Origin of the sequence: Acidovorax sp. NB1 (assembly GCF_005405905.1) — a bacterium.
GTDB lineage: Bacteria > Pseudomonadota > Gammaproteobacteria > Burkholderiales > Burkholderiaceae_C > Acidovorax.
The window spans coordinates 184,687-199,880 of the sequence record NZ_BJHU01000026.1; the positions used below are offsets into that span (position 1 = coordinate 184,687).

The 15,194-nt window shown below is 68.3% G+C and carries 11 protein-coding genes; 1 reads left to right on the forward strand and 10 read right to left on the reverse strand.

The annotated features are described in order from the left end of the window. Positions 1-16: 16 nt before the first annotated feature. The 6 genes from AvAM_RS13930 to AvAM_RS13955 all read right to left on the reverse strand — a co-directional run bounded on the left by AvAM_RS13930 (position 17) and on the right by AvAM_RS13955 (position 9,853). Entirely contained in the window at positions 17-1,333 is a 1,317-nt protein-coding gene (locus tag AvAM_RS13930; protein ID WP_137747617.1) for an O-acetylhomoserine aminocarboxypropyltransferase/cysteine synthase family protein, read from the reverse strand. A gap of 63 nt (positions 1,334-1,396) precedes the next feature. Then, complete coding sequence (locus AvAM_RS13935; RefSeq protein WP_137747618.1) at positions 1,397-1,912, reverse strand: CoA-binding protein; 516 nt, start codon at positions 1,910-1,912, stop codon at positions 1,397-1,399. 40 nt (positions 1,913-1,952) lie between these two features. Continuing rightward, positions 1,953-2,567 (reverse strand): thioredoxin family protein, encoded by a 615-nt coding sequence (locus AvAM_RS13940; protein ID WP_137747619.1) that lies wholly within the window; start codon positions 2,565-2,567, stop codon positions 1,953-1,955. Between the two features lie 47 nt (positions 2,568-2,614). Continuing rightward, on the reverse strand, positions 2,615-4,864 hold the full coding sequence (locus AvAM_RS13945) for a protein-disulfide reductase DsbD (RefSeq protein WP_249368138.1): 2,250 nt from the start codon (positions 4,862-4,864) through the stop codon (positions 2,615-2,617). A 115-nt stretch (positions 4,865-4,979) separates the two neighbouring features. Then, on the reverse strand, positions 4,980-8,810 hold the full coding sequence (locus AvAM_RS13950; RefSeq protein WP_137747621.1) for a DUF748 domain-containing protein: 3,831 nt from the start codon (positions 8,808-8,810) through the stop codon (positions 4,980-4,982). A 290-nt stretch (positions 8,811-9,100) separates the two neighbouring features. Further along, on the reverse strand, positions 9,101-9,853 hold the full coding sequence (locus tag AvAM_RS13955; RefSeq protein ID WP_137747622.1) for an alanyl-tRNA editing protein: 753 nt from the start codon (positions 9,851-9,853) through the stop codon (positions 9,101-9,103). A gap of 64 nt (positions 9,854-9,917) precedes the next feature. Between AvAM_RS13955 and AvAM_RS13960 the strand changes: the two genes are divergently transcribed. Then, positions 9,918-10,769 carry a creatininase family protein gene (locus AvAM_RS13960; RefSeq protein WP_137747623.1) on the forward strand — a complete coding sequence of 284 codons (852 nt, stop codon included), beginning with the start codon at positions 9,918-9,920 and terminating at the stop codon, positions 10,767-10,769. 126 nt (positions 10,770-10,895) lie between these two features. Here AvAM_RS13960 and AvAM_RS13965 read toward each other — a convergent pair whose 3' ends face one another. From AvAM_RS13965 to AvAM_RS13980, 4 genes are all read right to left on the reverse strand, one after another. Next, on the reverse strand, positions 10,896-11,567 hold the full coding sequence (locus AvAM_RS13965; RefSeq protein ID WP_137747624.1) for a histidine phosphatase family protein: 672 nt from the start codon (positions 11,565-11,567) through the stop codon (positions 10,896-10,898). A gap of 108 nt (positions 11,568-11,675) precedes the next feature. Next, positions 11,676-13,496 (reverse strand): hypothetical protein, encoded by a 1,821-nt coding sequence (locus AvAM_RS13970; protein WP_137747625.1) that lies wholly within the window; start codon positions 13,494-13,496, stop codon positions 11,676-11,678. Positions 13,497-13,568: 72 nt separating this feature from the next. Continuing rightward, positions 13,569-14,555 carry a threonine dehydratase gene (locus tag AvAM_RS13975; RefSeq protein ID WP_137747626.1) on the reverse strand — a complete coding sequence of 329 codons (987 nt, stop codon included), beginning with the start codon at positions 14,553-14,555 and terminating at the stop codon, positions 13,569-13,571. Further along, complete coding sequence (locus AvAM_RS13980) at positions 14,552-15,193, reverse strand: LysE family translocator (protein ID WP_137747627.1); 642 nt, start codon at positions 15,191-15,193, stop codon at positions 14,552-14,554. Before AvAM_RS13980 ends, AvAM_RS13975 begins: the two co-directional genes overlap by 4 nt. Position 15,194 lies beyond the last annotated feature (1 nt).

Consider the following 15,194-nt stretch of genomic DNA (forward strand, 5'->3'; position numbering starts at 1 on the left):
GGCTGCTGCCACAGAGTTACCTGCGCCCCAGCGCCTGGTCGATGTCCCACAGGATGTCGTCCAGGTCCTCAATGCCTACCGACAAACGCACCATGTCCGCGCTCACACCCGCGCGGGCCAGCTCTTCTTCATTGAGCTGCCGGTGTGTGGTCGATGCGGGGTGGATCACCAGCGTCTTCGCGTCGCCGATGTTGGCGAGGTGGCTCAAGAATTCGCAGGCGTCGATGAACTTCTCGCCCGCCGCAGCGCCCCCCTTCACGCCAAACGTGAGGATGCCCGATGCGCCCGGTGTGCCATCCACCGCGCGGAATTGCTTTTGCGCGAGGTCGAAATACGGCGAATCGGCCAGGCCGGGGTAGTTGACCCACGCCACCTGCGGGTGGCTCTGCAAAAACTTCGCCACGGCCAGCGCGTTGCGGCAGTGCTCGCGCATGCGCAGGTGCAGGGTTTCGGCGCCCTGCAGCAGTTGCCATGCGTTCATGGGCGAGAGCACGCCGCCAAAGGTACGGTTGACCTCCATGCGCGCCTTCATCGTGTAGCCAAAGTCGCCAAAGGTCTCGTAGAACTTCACGCCGTGGTACGCGCGGCTGGGCTCCACCATCTCGGGGAACTTGCCGTTGTCCCACGGGAACTTGCCACCCTCCACCACCACGCCGCCCATGGTGGTGCCGTGGCCGCCGATGTACTTAGTGGCGCTGTGCACCACGATGTCGGCGCCCAGGGCCAGCGGGTTGCACAGGTACGGGCTGGCCACCGTGTTGTCGATGATGAGCGGCACGCCGTGCGCATGCGCCACCTCGGCCACGGCCGCGACGTCGAGCACGTTGACCAGCGGGTTGCCGATGGTCTCGCCATACACGGCGCGGGTGTTGGGGCGCATGGCGCGCGCAAAGTTCTCGGGATCGGCAGGGTCCACAAAGGTGGTTTCGATGCCGAGGCGGCTGAAGCCCACGCCCAGCTGCCCCACCGTGCCGCCGTAGAGCGTGCTGGCCGCCACGATGTGGTCACCGGTCTTCAGGATAGCCAGCAGTGCCGCCATCTGCGCCGCCATGCCGCTGGCGCAGGCCAGGGCCGCGCGGCCGTTTTCGAGGCTGGCGATGCGCTCCTCCAACACCGCCACCGTGGGGTTGCTGATGCGGCTGTAGACGTTGCCAAAGGTCTGCAGGTTGAACAGGCTGCTCGCGTGTTCGGCGTTGTCGAAGACAAAACTGGTTGTCTGGTGGATGGGCGTGGCACGCGCGCCGGTCACCGGGTCGGGCTGGGCACCGGCGTGGATGGCACGGGTGCCAAAGCCAAAGGCGCGGTCGGCGCCGGAGGGTGGGTTGGAAGACATGGTTTTTTGAAGAAAAAATGGCCGTTTCCGCGCTATGGATAAGCGGTTGCAGCTATCAAATTGCTAGTAAGGCAGCTGCCGCAAGCGCTTGGCGCTGATCACGCGTGTGTTCACGCCCATCCAGCCCAGGCCACCAAACAGCCGCGCGTGTTCGATCTTCACGCAGCGGTTCTGGATCACCTGCAGCCCGGCAGCCTCGGCGCGCTGGCCTGCGGCCTCGTTGAACACGCCCAGCTGCAGCCACAGGCACTGTGCGCCGATGGTGACGGCCTCCTCGGCCAGTGGCGGGATGTCCTCACTCTTGCGAAAGCAGTCCACCATGTCGATCTTCTGGCCCTGCGCTGCCAGCGCTGCGGCCGCTTCGGTCACGCTGGCGTAGGCCGTCTCGCCCAGGATCTGCCCGCCCTCACGTGCCACCAGCGGGTTGACCGGCACGATGCGGTAGCCATGCGCCTGCATGTACTTGGCGGCAAAGTAGCTGGGGCGGTGCCACTGCGGCGACAGGCCCACCACCGCAATGGTGCGGCAGGCGGTGAGCAGGTGGCGCAGGGTGCTGATGGTGTCGGGGGTGTGGAGCATGCAAACAGTGTACGCATGCCCTCGGGTTTGCAGCGGAGGGTCAGGCCGGCGACTTGTACTTGATGCTGCACCCATACGGCGCCGTCGTCGCCGCCGAAATCGGCTTGCCCGCCAGTGCCTCGGCCAGCCCCACCTTCACATAGTTGGTGGCCTTTTCGATGTCGGCCGGGCGGGCCGAGGGGATGCTGTCGATGCCGCCTGCATACACCAGCATGCCCTGCGGGTTGACGATGTACATGTGCGGCGTGGTGCGCGCGCCGTAGTTCTTGCCCACGGTGCCTTCTTCGTCCATCAGCACGGCGGTGGGGGCGGCTTTGCGCTCGGTCTTCCAGGCTGCGAGCTTGGCGGGCTCCAGGTAGTCGCTGCTGGCTTTTTCGGTGGAGTTGATGGACAGCCACACTACGCCTTTGCCGGTGGCGTCTTTTTGCGTGGCGGGCATGTTGCCGCTGTCGTAGTGCTTGCGCACAAAGGGGCAGCCGGGGTTGGTCCATTCCAGCACCACGTGTTTGCCCTTGAAGTCCGACAGGCGCACGGTTTTGCCGCTGATGTCTTTCAGCGTGAAGTCGGGCGCGGGCTGGCCCACGGTGGCAGCGGCCTGGGCGCCCAGGGCGACGAGGGCGGCGGTGGCGATCAACGTACGGCGAAGCAGCTTCATGGCAGGGTCTCCTGAAGGGGTTGGCGGGTGGTCGAAAGCAGGGCGGGCTACAGCTGGGCAATGGTGGCGCGCACCTCGTCCACGCTGAGCACTTCGGTCAGCACCACCGGCGGTTTGCCAGGGCGGTAGAACACGTACACAGGCACGCCGTTGCGGCCCAGCGATGCCAGGGCGGCGGTGATGGCAGGGTCGCGGCGCGTCCAGTCGGCGCGCAGCAGGGCGACGTTTTTGGTCTGCAGGTCGGCGAGCACGTTGGCGTCGGCCAGCGTGGTCTTCTTGTTGTACTGGCAGGTCACGCACCAGGCGGCGGTGAAGTCCACAAACACAGGGCGGCCCCCGGCCACGATCTGCTCGGCCGCGCCGGGTGCCCAGGGCTGCCAGCCGGTGGCAGAGGATGCCTGGGTCGCGCTTTGCGTGGTGGGCACGTTGGTGATGTGCGGCGCAAAAGACCAGACCAGCAAGGCCATCGCCGCGATGGACACGCTGGCCATCCACACCCGCGCACGCCCGGCCAGCGACAGGGCCCACACCACCAGCGACAGCCCCACCAGCAGGATCAGCAGCGCACCCGCGCCGTCGATGCCGCTTTGCTGGCCCAGCACCCACACCAGCCAGACCACCGTGGCCAACATGGGGAAGGCCATGAGCTTGCGGAAGGTGTCCATCCACGCGCCGGGGCGGGGCAGGGCGCGCGCCACGGCGGGCACAAAGCTGGCCGCCAGATACGGCAGCGCCAGCCCCAGCCCCAGCGCCGCAAACACGGCCAGCGCCTGGGGCGCTGGCAGCGTGGCAGTAAGGCCCAGCGACGCGCCCATGAACGGCGCGGTGCAGGGCGATGCCACGGCCACCGCCAGCACACCGGTGAGAAAACTGTCGGCCACCGGGTGGCGCGCCTGCAGGCTGGCCACGGAAGACGGCAGGAAATGCCCGAACTCGAACACACCCGCTAGGTTGAGCGCGATCAGCGTGAACAGCGCCGCGAGCGATGCGACCACGGCGGGCGATTGCAATTGAAAGCCCCAGCCCACTGCCTCGCCCGCCGCACGCAGGCCCAGCATGAGCGCACCCAGCGCGATGAACGACAGCACGACGCCTGCTGTGTAGGCGACGCCGCTGATGCGGTGCGCGCGCCGGTCCTGCGCATGCTGGGTAAAGCCCACCACCTTGATTGCCAGCACCGGGAACACGCAGGGCATGAGGTTGAGGATGAGCCCGCCGAACAAGGCGCCCAGCAGCGCGGCGGTGAGGGTGAGGGGCGAGGCGCCAGAGCCTGTGGTCGGCGTTGCCGCGCCGCCTGCCTGTGCGGCATTGGCCTTGAGCGCGGCCTCCAGCGCGGGCGACACCGCAGCCACCGACACGCCTTGGGGCCAGGTGCCCAGCACCTTCAGCTCGGCGCGGTAGCCGGTGCGGGTGTCGGGGCCGGTGCCGTGGCCTGGGGCTGCCTGCTCGGCCAGCACCACGGGCATCAGGCTGGGGCTGGCGCTGCGCTGGGTGGACAGGGGAATCTGCGCGGTCCACACGCTGCCGTTCCAGCTCTGCTTCCACTGCGCGGCGTTGTCGATGACCTCGGCGGTTTCGGGGAACAGGTCGAGCGTCTTGCCACGCAGCGCCACGGGCAGGCCCTGCACGCTGACGTTCAGGGTGTTGCCCTCGGCGGCCAACTGCGCCTGGCTGTCGGGCACGATGCCGTTGGTGCCCGCCAGCACCGGCCGGGGATGCGCCTTGGAGGCGGCTTCAAACGCAGCGCCGCTCAGTGCGGTGGTGCTCTGAATGGGCAGCTGCAACGTGAACTCACCCTCTTCCGGGATGCACTCCTTGCGGCACACCAGCCACGAGGCGCGCAGTTTGATCGTCGCGTCCTTGGCCAGAGGGCCGGGGGCGAAGGTGCTAGCCACCGTCACGGGCACCGGCAGCAGCACCGTGCCTTCGTAGCCATAGTTGGCCAGCGTGCCGATGGGGATCTTCTTGGGCAGGGGCCAGGCGATCTCGCCTGCGTCCAGCCCGGCGGGCAAGGTCCAGGCCAGGTCGGTGGGCAGGCCGGAGTCGCCGGGGTTTTTCCAGTAGGTGTGCCACTCGGGCTGGTGGGTGATCTGCAGGCCCAGCCACAGCGGCTGGCCGGGCGCCACGCCCTGCGGCGCATGCGCCAGCAGCTCGGCGCGCACATAGGGCGTGGTGACCACGCTGGTGCCCTGGCCGGTGGTTTTGGGGCTAAATTGGGCGTTTGCGCCCGTCCATAGAGCGCTTGCAGCTATAAAAAAAAGAGTGGCTGCGAAGCGGTGAAGCAGGCGTGAAGGCATGGTGCAGTGTGGGAGCGGGCGGGGCGGGTTTGGTTCCAGCGCCCCTGCGCTCTGCCTGCGGGGCGATCAGACTGGCGGGAGGGGATTCCCCGGAATCCTTCCGCCAGCCAGCCGCCTATTGTGTGGCCAGGCTCAAATCCGCACGCGGGGTCCACTTTTCGGCTTGTTTGCCTGATTTGGGCGCCGCTACAAAAAGCCGTTCCACGGGCAGCTTTTGCGCAACCAGATAGGTGCGGATCGCCTGGCCGCGCTGCGTGGCCAGCTCGGCGGCCATGACTTCGGTGGCGGGTTGGTGGGCCAGCAGCAGGGCCTCCATCTCGGGCACCGTGATTTCCTTGGCCAGCCCGACCAGGTTGCGCGGCTTGGGCATGTCGGCGCGGCGGTACACCTCCTTGAGCAGGGCGGGGTATTCGGCGGCCGACACGGGGCTGGTGTCCGCCGGGTTGGCGCGGCGCTTTTCGGCCAGCACCCGCTGCTGCAGGCTTTCGCGCTGCAGGCCTGTGCGCTCTTCTGGCAGGCTGGCCGTGCCGGTCACGGTGATCTTGAGCGCGGGCCGGTCGGCCAGTGCCTTGGCCACCTTGTCCAGGCTCTGCTGTGCCTCGGGCGTGAGGGCGGCGCTGCCGGGCGCAAAGGGCACATGGTTCATTTCCTCGCCACCACCAAAGGCGCTGGCCAGCAGGCTGAAGGGCGAGGTCAGCGCCTTGCCGATGAGGTTGATGATGATCTTGAAGATCACGGGGCCAACGCGGAACTGCGGGTCATTGAGCGAGCCGCTGATGGGCAGGTCCAGGTCGATCACGCCGTTGCGGTCTGCCAGAAGGGCGACGGCCAGTTTCACCGGCAGGCTGTTGGGGGCGCCCTCCACGGGCTCGCCAAAGGTCAGCTGATTGAGCACCAGCCGGTTGCTGGCGGTGAGCTGGCCGCTGGGCAGCACCTTGTAGCTCACGTCTACGCTGAGCTTGCCACGCTCGATGCCGTGGCCCGCGTACTTGACGGCGTAGGGCGTGAGCGGGGGCAGTTCCAGGTCGCGCACCTTGCCGGTGATGTCGAGCGCCAGGGGCTGTGCCAGCGGGTTGAGCTTGCCGGTGATTTCGAGCGAGGCCGAGCCCTCGGCGCGGCCGCGCAGTTCCAGGTCGGCCAGCACCGGATCGCCGCCGGGCGCCTGGGACGAGAACGCGCTCAGCTTGCCGGTCAGCTCCGAGAGGTTGGCCGCGTAGTTGGGCTTGATGAAAAAATCCGAGAACGCCACCCGGCCATTGACCAGGCTCACCGGGCCGAACTGCACCACGGGCGCGAGCGGGTTGACTTGCGCGACGGCGGCCGGGGCGGAGGCTGCAGATGCTGCTGCGGTGGCTGCGGGCGCAGCCGCTGTGCTGGCGGGGGGCGTATTGGCCGAGGCGCTGGCGGCATTGGCGGCGCGGGCTTCTTCTGGTGTCTTGGCGATGTCGCTCAGGTTGATGCGGCCGACCTCGTTCACGGTAACGCGCGCAAAAAAGTCCACCAGGCTGGTTTCCTTGACCTCCACGCGCGGCGCGGCGCCGGGGGCGGTGGCCACAGCCAGGCCGCGCAGGCTCAGGCTCTTCCAGGCCAGCAGTTCCTCGCCCACCTGGGCCTCGGTCTTGGGGGTGAAGGCGGCCGTGCTGTTGGCCTGCAGGTCTTCGACCACGGCATCACCCGCCAGGCGCAGGCTGACGCCCTTGTCGGACTGCGCCAGCGCCACCTGGCCCCGGTAGCCCACGTCGGCGCGCAGCAGCTCCACTGACAGCTGGCTGGCCAGGTAGCCGTCCAGCGCGTGCAGCGGCAGGCGCGTGGCGTCGAGCTGGCCCTGGGTGGCCAGGGGCTGCAGGGCCAGCGTGCCCTGGTAGTTGATCTTGCCGGGCGCGGCCTTGTTGTTGCCCTTGCCCGGCGCGGCGGCGCGGGCGGTGAGTGTGAAGGCCTCGGGCTTGCTGCCGTCGCTGGACAGGTTGCGGGCGGTGATGCCCAAGGCCGTCACGTCCAGCGCCACGGGGCGCGGCTGGGCGTTGTCGGCCAGCGAGACGGTGCCGCCCTGCAGCGAGAAATCGGCCACGCGCAGCTTCCAGGGCGCGGTGTTGCTGGCGGGGGCTGAGTCAGCGGCTGCGGTGGCACTGCCCTGCGCGGCGGGTGCCGCTTTCAGCCAGCGTTCAAACATCCAGCGCCCGTCCGCGCTGCGCTCCACCGCCAGTTGCGGCTGACTGATGGCCAGCCGCTCCAGTGTGGCGGTGCGTGCGTCCAGAGGCACTTCGGCGCCTGCAATCTCCAGCTTGCCCAGGCTGGCCAAGGTGGTCTTGCCCTGCTTGACGGCCAGTTGCTCCAGCGCCAGGGGGCCCGCCTTGAGGGTCACACCCGTGGCGCCTGCTTGTGCGGCTGCGCCCGTGGGGGCTTGCCAGGTCACACCCACATCACCGCTGAGCTGGCCGGTCACCGTGGGCTCCAGCGACTGGGCCAGGTAGGGCGCAGCCAGTTGCAGGGCCAGGGCGTTCAGGGTGGTGTTGACCTGGGCCTTTTGGTCTGTGGCTTCGCCGGTGAAGCTGAGCGTGCTGCCCTGCAGGTTGAGCCCGCCCTTGAAGGTGAAGGGCTTGGCGTTGTCTTTGGCGAAAGGCAGGGCGATGTCGGCGGCCTCCAGCGTGAGTTCCGTGGCCTGCAGGGCTGCAGCGGGGCGCGTGGTGGCGTCGGCCCAGCGCAGGGTGCCGCCGCGCACGGCGGCGGTGGCCACTTCGACCGCCCAGGCGGGATCGGCGGCCTTGGCTTTGGCATTGCCCGCAGAGGCGGGGGCCGCAGGGGCGGAGGCGGTGCTGGCCCGTGGCGAAGATGCAGCGTCGGCAGATGCTGGCGCTGCAGGTGTGGTGGCCTTGCCCTTGGCGGGCGTTGCAGCCTGCGCAGGCGCTGCCAGTTGCGCCAGGTTGATCTGGCCCGCCGCATCGCGCGTGGCCGTGACCACCGGCGCCGTCAGCTCCACATGCTGCAGGCGCACGATCTGCTCCAGCGGGCGCACATCGGCCATGTCAATCTTCAGGCGCTCGTAGCTCAGCAGGTCGGCGCCCTGGCGGTCGGCCATGCGCACGCCGCTGGCTTGCACGGTGCCGCTCAGCTTCACGGCCATGCGCGGGTGCTGCTCAAAGGCCACCTTCACGTCCGCATCCAGCGTGGCGCTTTGCACCTTCACGGGCAGGTTGGCGGGCAGGTAGCCCAGGTAGGGCGCCAGGTTCAGCCCATCCAGCCGGATCTGCGCGTCGGCTTTGCCGGTCTGCGCAAACGGCGTGCCCTCGGCGGAGGAGTCAAACCGGCTGCCGTCCAGCGTGAACGCCAGGTGGGGCTCGACCTTGACCTCGCGCTGCGAGGGCAGGGTGCTGATGAACGGCACCTTCAGCGTCAGCGCGCGCACCTCGTGGGTCTCGGTGACCGTGTTGTCGATGAAGTCGATGCTGCCGCCCGTGAGCGCCAGGTTGTACAGCGCCAGGCGCGCGGGGCCGGTGTCGGGCTCGGGGTCGTTCTTGGGCGCGGTGACCTTGGCGATGATGTCGTCCACGTCATATCGGCCATCGCCCAGGTGGGTGATGCGCAGCACCGGGTTGTCGATGGTGAAGGCGTCCACCACGGGCGCCAGGCGAAACAGCGATTGCAGCTCGCCATCGGCATAGATGCGGCCAATGGTCAGTTGCGGAGGCCCACCGTCGGCGCCCGCCACGGCCACGTCACGCAGCGCAAATTCGAGGCTCCAGGGCTGAAAGTCGATGCCGCCAATGGTCACCGTGCGCCCCAGTTGCTCGGACGCGATGCGCTCCAGCGGGCCCTTGATCAGCGGTGGAATGGCGAGCCAGGTGACCAGCCACAGGGCGATCAGACCCGCCAGCGCGCGGACGGCGGGGCGGAACCAGCGGTGCTGGCGCAGGGTTGCAAACGAGACGGAGCGCAGGGAGATCGGCATGGCGGCAGGCTAGGGTGGGCGCTGCAGCCCCGGGGCTGGCGAAAAACCAGAGGGGTCGCGCGCGAGCCGCTATTGTCCCTGCAGTGCGTCAGCCGAGGTAAGCCATTGCAACAGGTGGAGGTGGGTGGTTCAAGATTGTTGACAGTGGGGTGCTGCGCTCTGCGCTTCGCTCACTGGGCAAAGCCCAGCACCATCCGGCGGGTGGTGGTTGATGCCAAGGCTTTTGGTGCGGCCTCTCTTGCACTGCGTGCAAATGATTCCGCACCAAAGAAAAGCGCTTTTCGCTTCGTTCACTGGGCGAAGCCCAGCACCACCCGCCGGGTGGTGGCGCTTTTCTTTTCAATCTTCGTCACCACGATGGCGCCAATCTCCGACGTATTGGCCACATGTGTGCCACCACAGGGCTGCAGGTCGATCAGCGGGGCGTCGCCGTCGCCGCCGATGCGGATGGTGCGGATGCGCCCCGTGCCCCGGGGCGGCTGCACGCTCATGCTTTTGACCAGGGCGGGGTTGGCGTCCAGTTCTTCGTCGCTGATCGAGGCCACGGTGAGCGGGTGCGCGGCGGCCACCAGGGTGGCGATGGCGGCGGTCAGCTGCTCCTTGTCCAGCGGGTCGGTCATCGCAAAGTCCAGGCGCGCGTAGTCGGGCGTGATGGAGCAGCCGTTGACCAGCTGCGGCACTACGTGGCACAGCAGGTGGCTGGTGGTGTGCAGGCGCATCATGCGGTGGCGGCGTTCCCAGTCGATGCGGGCGGTGACGGCCGTACCGGGCGTGAGCTGCGCCACACGCTCTTCCTGCCCGGGTGCGGGGATGTGGACGATGTCGCTGGTGGGGTTGCCGTCGGCGTCCTTGCCCTTGCGGGTGTCGGCAATGGCGATCTGCGTGCCGTCTGCCAGCACCAGCACGCCGCTGTCACCGGCCTGGCCGCCGCCCAGGGGGTAGAACACGGTCTGGTCCAGCACGATGCCGGCATCGGCGGTGGCGGTGATGTGGGCGCTGCATTCGCGCAGGTAGGCGTCTTGGCGGAAGAGGTCTTGGGTCATGGTGGCATGTTAGCGGCGCTGCTGGCAGTTTCCCAGGCGCCAACAGCGCCGCTACCATGCACGCATGACTTCTGCCGCATTGACTCCCTTGCCCTCCCGCTTCTGGGCCGACTTGTCCACCCGTGATTTCGCGGCGCTAAAGGCCAGCGGGCAGGCTGAAGAGGTGGTGGCCGTGCTGCCCGTGGCGGCCATTGAGCAGCATGGGCCGCACCTGCCCCTGTCGGTGGATGCGACGCTGCTGCAGGGCGTGATTGATGCCGCGTTGCCGCAACTGCCCGCCGACTTGTCTGTGCTGTTCTTGCCGCCACAGAACGTGGGCCTGAGCCCGGAGCACATCCGCTTCCCCGGCACGCTCACGCTGTCGCCCGCCACGGTGATCGCGCTGTGGACCGAGCTTGGCGAATGTGTGGCCCGTGCGGGCATCAAGAAGCTGCTGCTGTTCAACGGCCACGGCGGCCAGGTGAGCGTGATGGACATCGTGGCGCGCGAGCTGCGCACGCGATGCGATCTCATCGTCTACAGCGCCAGCTGGTTCAGCCTGCCGCTGCCCGACGCGGTGGCGGGCCAGTTCAGCGCCCAGGAGCACCGCTTTGGCATCCATGCGGGCGAGATCGAGACATCGATGATGCTGCACCTGGCACCCGCCACGGTGCACATGGAACATGCGCAAAACTTCCGCTCCAGCTCGCAGAACCGCGCCGAGCGCTACGCCATCCTGGGCAACGGAAAAACCGCCAAGCTGGGCTGGCAGATGCAGGACTACCACCCGGCCGGGGCGGTGGGCCATGCCGCTGCGGCCACGGCCGACAAGGGGCGGGCGGTGGTGGATGCTGCCGCGCAGCAACTGGTGGCGCTGCTGCAGGAACTGCAGGCACTGCCGTTGTCCACCCTGGTGGACGGTGTGGGGCCGCTGTAACAGCCAGGTGGCACGGGCCGTGGGTTGCTCGGGTTGCCGCTGTGCGGCAGGTGATTGATTCGCTATTAAAAATATAGCTATCAATCGTTATCCATAGCGCGGAGACGGCCTGAAAACCTCAGAATCTCAGGCGTGTGTCACCCACCCCGCATGCTCCAGCTCGTTCAGGTGTGGCAGGGTGTTGAACGTCTGCAGCATCAACCGCTTGGGCGCAATCGTGAACTCCGTCACCGCGCTGTTGCGGATGCGCATGTTCAGCGCAATCGTTACTTCGGGCGCGGTGCCCAGCACTTCGCCCACGGCGGTGGAGATGGGGCCGCCGCTGCTCACCAGCAGCACATTCTGGCCCGCGTGGTGGTGGCGCACATGGTCAAGCGCGCTGCGCACACCGGCTGAAAAATCGTTCCAGCTGGGCATGCCCTGGGGGCTGATGACACCGGCCATCCACTGCGCCAGCGCGTCGCACAGGATGCGGAAGTGCGCGCGGTAGCGCTCGGGCGTGTCGGCGGGGCCCAGCGGCTGGGGGTGGATGGCGGCGATCAGCGCGTGGCTGTCGTATTCGTTGAGGCTGGGTAACTGCAGTGCCTCGGGGACGGCGCCCAGGCCCTCCACGATGCCGTCCAGCGTCTGCACATGGCGCTGCAGCGTGCCGGTGATGACGGCATCAAAGCGCTGGCCGCGTTCGCGCCAGAACTGGCCCAGCCGCACCGCCTGCTGGTGGCCAACGGGGCTGAGCTGGTCGTAGTTTTCTGCGCCAAACGAGGCCTGGCCATGGCGCACGAGGTAGAGGGTTCCCATGCGCCGGATTGTGATCAACCCGGCGCAGCGCGCTTGTCGCTAGTGCGACCGGTGCTATCAATTTGAGAGTTTTGGATGCTGCGCTGCAGCAGCCGGATGTTGTCCGGCTCAGAGCAGCGTGGCCAGCCACGCCGACAGCCCGCGCAGCACCAGCAGCCCCACCATCAACCACGCCAGCAGCACACACAGGGCGCCGAATCCCAAGACAAGAGCGCGCCCCTGCCAGCCACCGTTTTTCCACCAGTGGCCCAGCAGCCCGGCGCTCCAGGGGCTGTTGTGCATTTGCATCTGGGGCAGGCGGTGGATGAAGTCGCGGCGCAGCAGCGCTTCGTCAAACAGGGCCTGGCCGTTGAGCCGCAGTGGCACCACCCCCAGGCCGATCAGCAGCTGCTGGCGCGTGCAGGTGACCTGGTGCGCCGGAGCCTGGTAGCGCTTGTTACCCACGCGGGCCTGCACCTGCTGGCCATCGGTGCCGATGCGGATGCTTTCCAGCGCCTTCAGCCTGCGCCACAGGGCCAGGGGCGCGATCGCTGGCACCAGAGCCAGCACTGCCAGGCCATAGGGCAGCCACATAGGGCAAGCTTTGCCGGGGGCGCAGTCGTGCTGGTAGAACATGGGCCATATCCAGTACAGCAGGGCGCCCATGACCCCCAGTGCCAGGGCACTGGTGGCCAGCAACAGGCGGCGGCGCGTGCGGGTGCTGCCGGGCAGCGCCTTGACCATGGTCACCCGGCCGGGTGGGATGGGGAGGGGGCCGTCGGCCAGCGTGGCGGTGGCCGCATCTTGGGCGGTGGTGGTTGTGGCGGCGGCCATGGGCGCAGGGGCTGTTTCGTCCTGCGGGGCGTCGTCGGGGTCGGTTCGCCATGCGGTGCCTTGGAGCTGCCGCAGCTCACCCGCCTTCCAGGCCAGCCACAGGGCCACCAGCATGAGCACCGCCACGCTGCCCAGCAGCAGCGTGGGCATGCGCCGCGACCAGGTGGCCTGGTTGCGCGCCGTCGCCAGCTCTGCCTGGAAGTCGGCGTCACCAAACGGCGCGAGCACCCGCCCGTGCAGGTCCAGCCTGCGCACCAGGAAGTTGCTCATGTCGGTGATCAGCATGTGCTGCTGGAACAGCGCAATCGCGTTCGGGTCCTGCTTCGCGGCCAGGGGGATCACCCGCTCGGGCTGGAGCTGTGGGCTCATCATGAGCAGGTCGGCGTTTTGCATGTCCACGCTGGCCACCAGCACCCACAGCTGCCCGCGCGGGTCTTGTGCCATGGCAAACGGGAACGCGCGCCCGGGTCGCAGGTCGGGGTGGGCGATGGGGTGCTGCTGCCCCATGGTCTTGCCGTCCGGGCCGGTGCGCAGCTGCACGATCTGGTGGCGGTTGGTGTTGGCCACCCACAGTGCGTCGCCCACCTGCAGGGTCTGGTTGGGGAAGCGCATGCCCTGCGCCTCGGTGCGCGCCAGGGCGTAGCGCGCGGTGATGGGGTCGCGCCGGTACACCAGCACACGGTGCCCGGAGGCGTCGGAGACCACGATCTCCGACTCGTCGTCGCTCACCCGCACCCAGCGATAGCCCCGGCGGGTGTCCAGCCCGGCCAGTTCTACGGGCAGGCACTGGCGCTGTGGCAGGTCGCAGCGCACCACACGGCTTTCGTCATGCACCCAGGCCACATGCGCCTGCGTGAACTGCAGGCTGGTCGGGCTGTCGGAAATCTTCAGCTCACCCAGGGGAATCTGCTGCAGCCGCCGGCCTGCGGCGTCGAACTGGTGGAAGGCGCCATGGCTTTCGAGCCAGAGCGTCTCGCCCTGCATGGCGGGCAGGCGGGGCCCGAAGGGGCCGGGGGCGGACAGCCCCCGGTAGATGAACGCGAGAATCAGCAGGCACTGCAACGCGATGACTGCGCGCAGGCCCCAGCGATAGCCGGACGGTGCTTGGCTTGCCATGGACACTCCCTCTCTTGTTATGTCACGGCCACCTTGGTGGTGGCCGTGCGAGGGGCATTGTCCAGCAGACTGTCAGTGCTTGGCGAGGGTGTTTGCAAACATGGGCGCATCCACGTTGCCGCCCGTCAACGCCAGGCCCACGTTCTGGCCTTTCAGGGCATCGCGCTCCTGCAGGGCTGCCGCCAGGGCCGCTGCGCCTGCGCCTTCGGCCACGTTGTGGGTGTCGGTGAACAGGGCGCGCATGGCGTCGGCCACTTCGGCGTCGCTCACCTGCACGATGTGGTCGATGTGCGGGGCCAGCACGGCCAGGGCCTCGGCGTCTGCCACGCGGCAGGCCATGCCGTCGGCGAGCTGGGTGGTGACGGGTGCCTCGACCACGCGGCCAGCGGCCAGCGAGTCGGCATAGGTGGTGGCATGGCTGCTGACCACGCCGACCACGCGCACCGGGTGCTGCAGCGCCAGCTTGGCGGCAATGGCCGAGCACGCGCCCGAACCCTGGCCGATGGGCACGTACACCACATCGAGCTGCGGCACGGCGCGCAAAAATTCCCACCAGTAGGTGCTCACGCCGCGCAGCAGGTCGGGGTGGAAGCTGGGCACCATGTGGGCGCCGCGCTGGGCTGCCAACTGGATGGCGTGTTCGCGCGCTTCCTGAAAGTCGTCGCCGTGTTCGATGAGCGTGACGCCCAGCGCGCGCATGGCGGCATTCTTCTCCACCGAGTTGCCGCGCGGCACGACGATGGTGCAGGCCACGCCGTGGCGGCGCGCGGCCCAGCCCATGCTTTGGCCGTGGTTGCCGCGGGTGGCGCTGATGACCTCTTGGGGCAGCGCGCCGCGTTGGGCGAGCTGATCGAAGTAGGTCAGGCCGCCCCGGATCTTGAACGCGCCCACGGGCGTGTGGTTCTCGTGCTTGAGCCAGCAGTCGGTGCCCAGGCGCTGGCTGAGCAGCGCCCAGCGGTATTGGGGCGTGGCGGGGAAGTCGCGGTACACCACCTGGGCAGCGGCTTCGATGTCGGCCAGGGTGGGCAGCAGGGCGGTGGGGTCGAGGCGGGCGTTCATGCGGTGGCTTTCTTTTCAGTCAACAGTTTGAGGGCGAGCAGACCGAGCACGGTGCCCATGAAGTAGCGCTGCGCACGCATCCAGGCAGCGTTGCGGTTGAGGAATAGCGCCACGCGCGCGGCGCCCAGCACCAGCAGTGCGTTCACGGCGGCGCTGGTGCTGATCTGCACCGCGCCCAACGTCAGGCTTTGCAGCAGCAGCTGGCCGCGCTCGGGGTGCAGGAACTGGGGGAAGAACGACAGGTAGAACATGGCCACCTTGGGGTTGAGCAGGTTGGTCATGAAGCCCATGAGGAACAGCGTGCGCGGGCTGTCGTGCGGCAGGTTGCGCGCTTCAAAAGGCGCGGCGCCACCCGGTTTGACGGCCTGCCAGGCCATCCACAGCAGGTAGGCGGCCCCGGCGTAGCGGATGGCGTCGAACGCGAGCGGCACGGCGGCCAGCAGGGCGGTGAGGCCCAGCGCTGCTGCCAGCAGATGCACAACAAAACCCAGCACCACGCCGGTCAGTGAAATGAGCCCGGCGCGGGGCCCCTGGGTGAGGCTGCGCGAGACGCAGTACACCATGTTGGGGCCGGGCGTGAGCACCAGCACGAGGGCGGCGAGCGCAAAGAGCAGCAGCTCCTGCAAGGAAAACAGCATG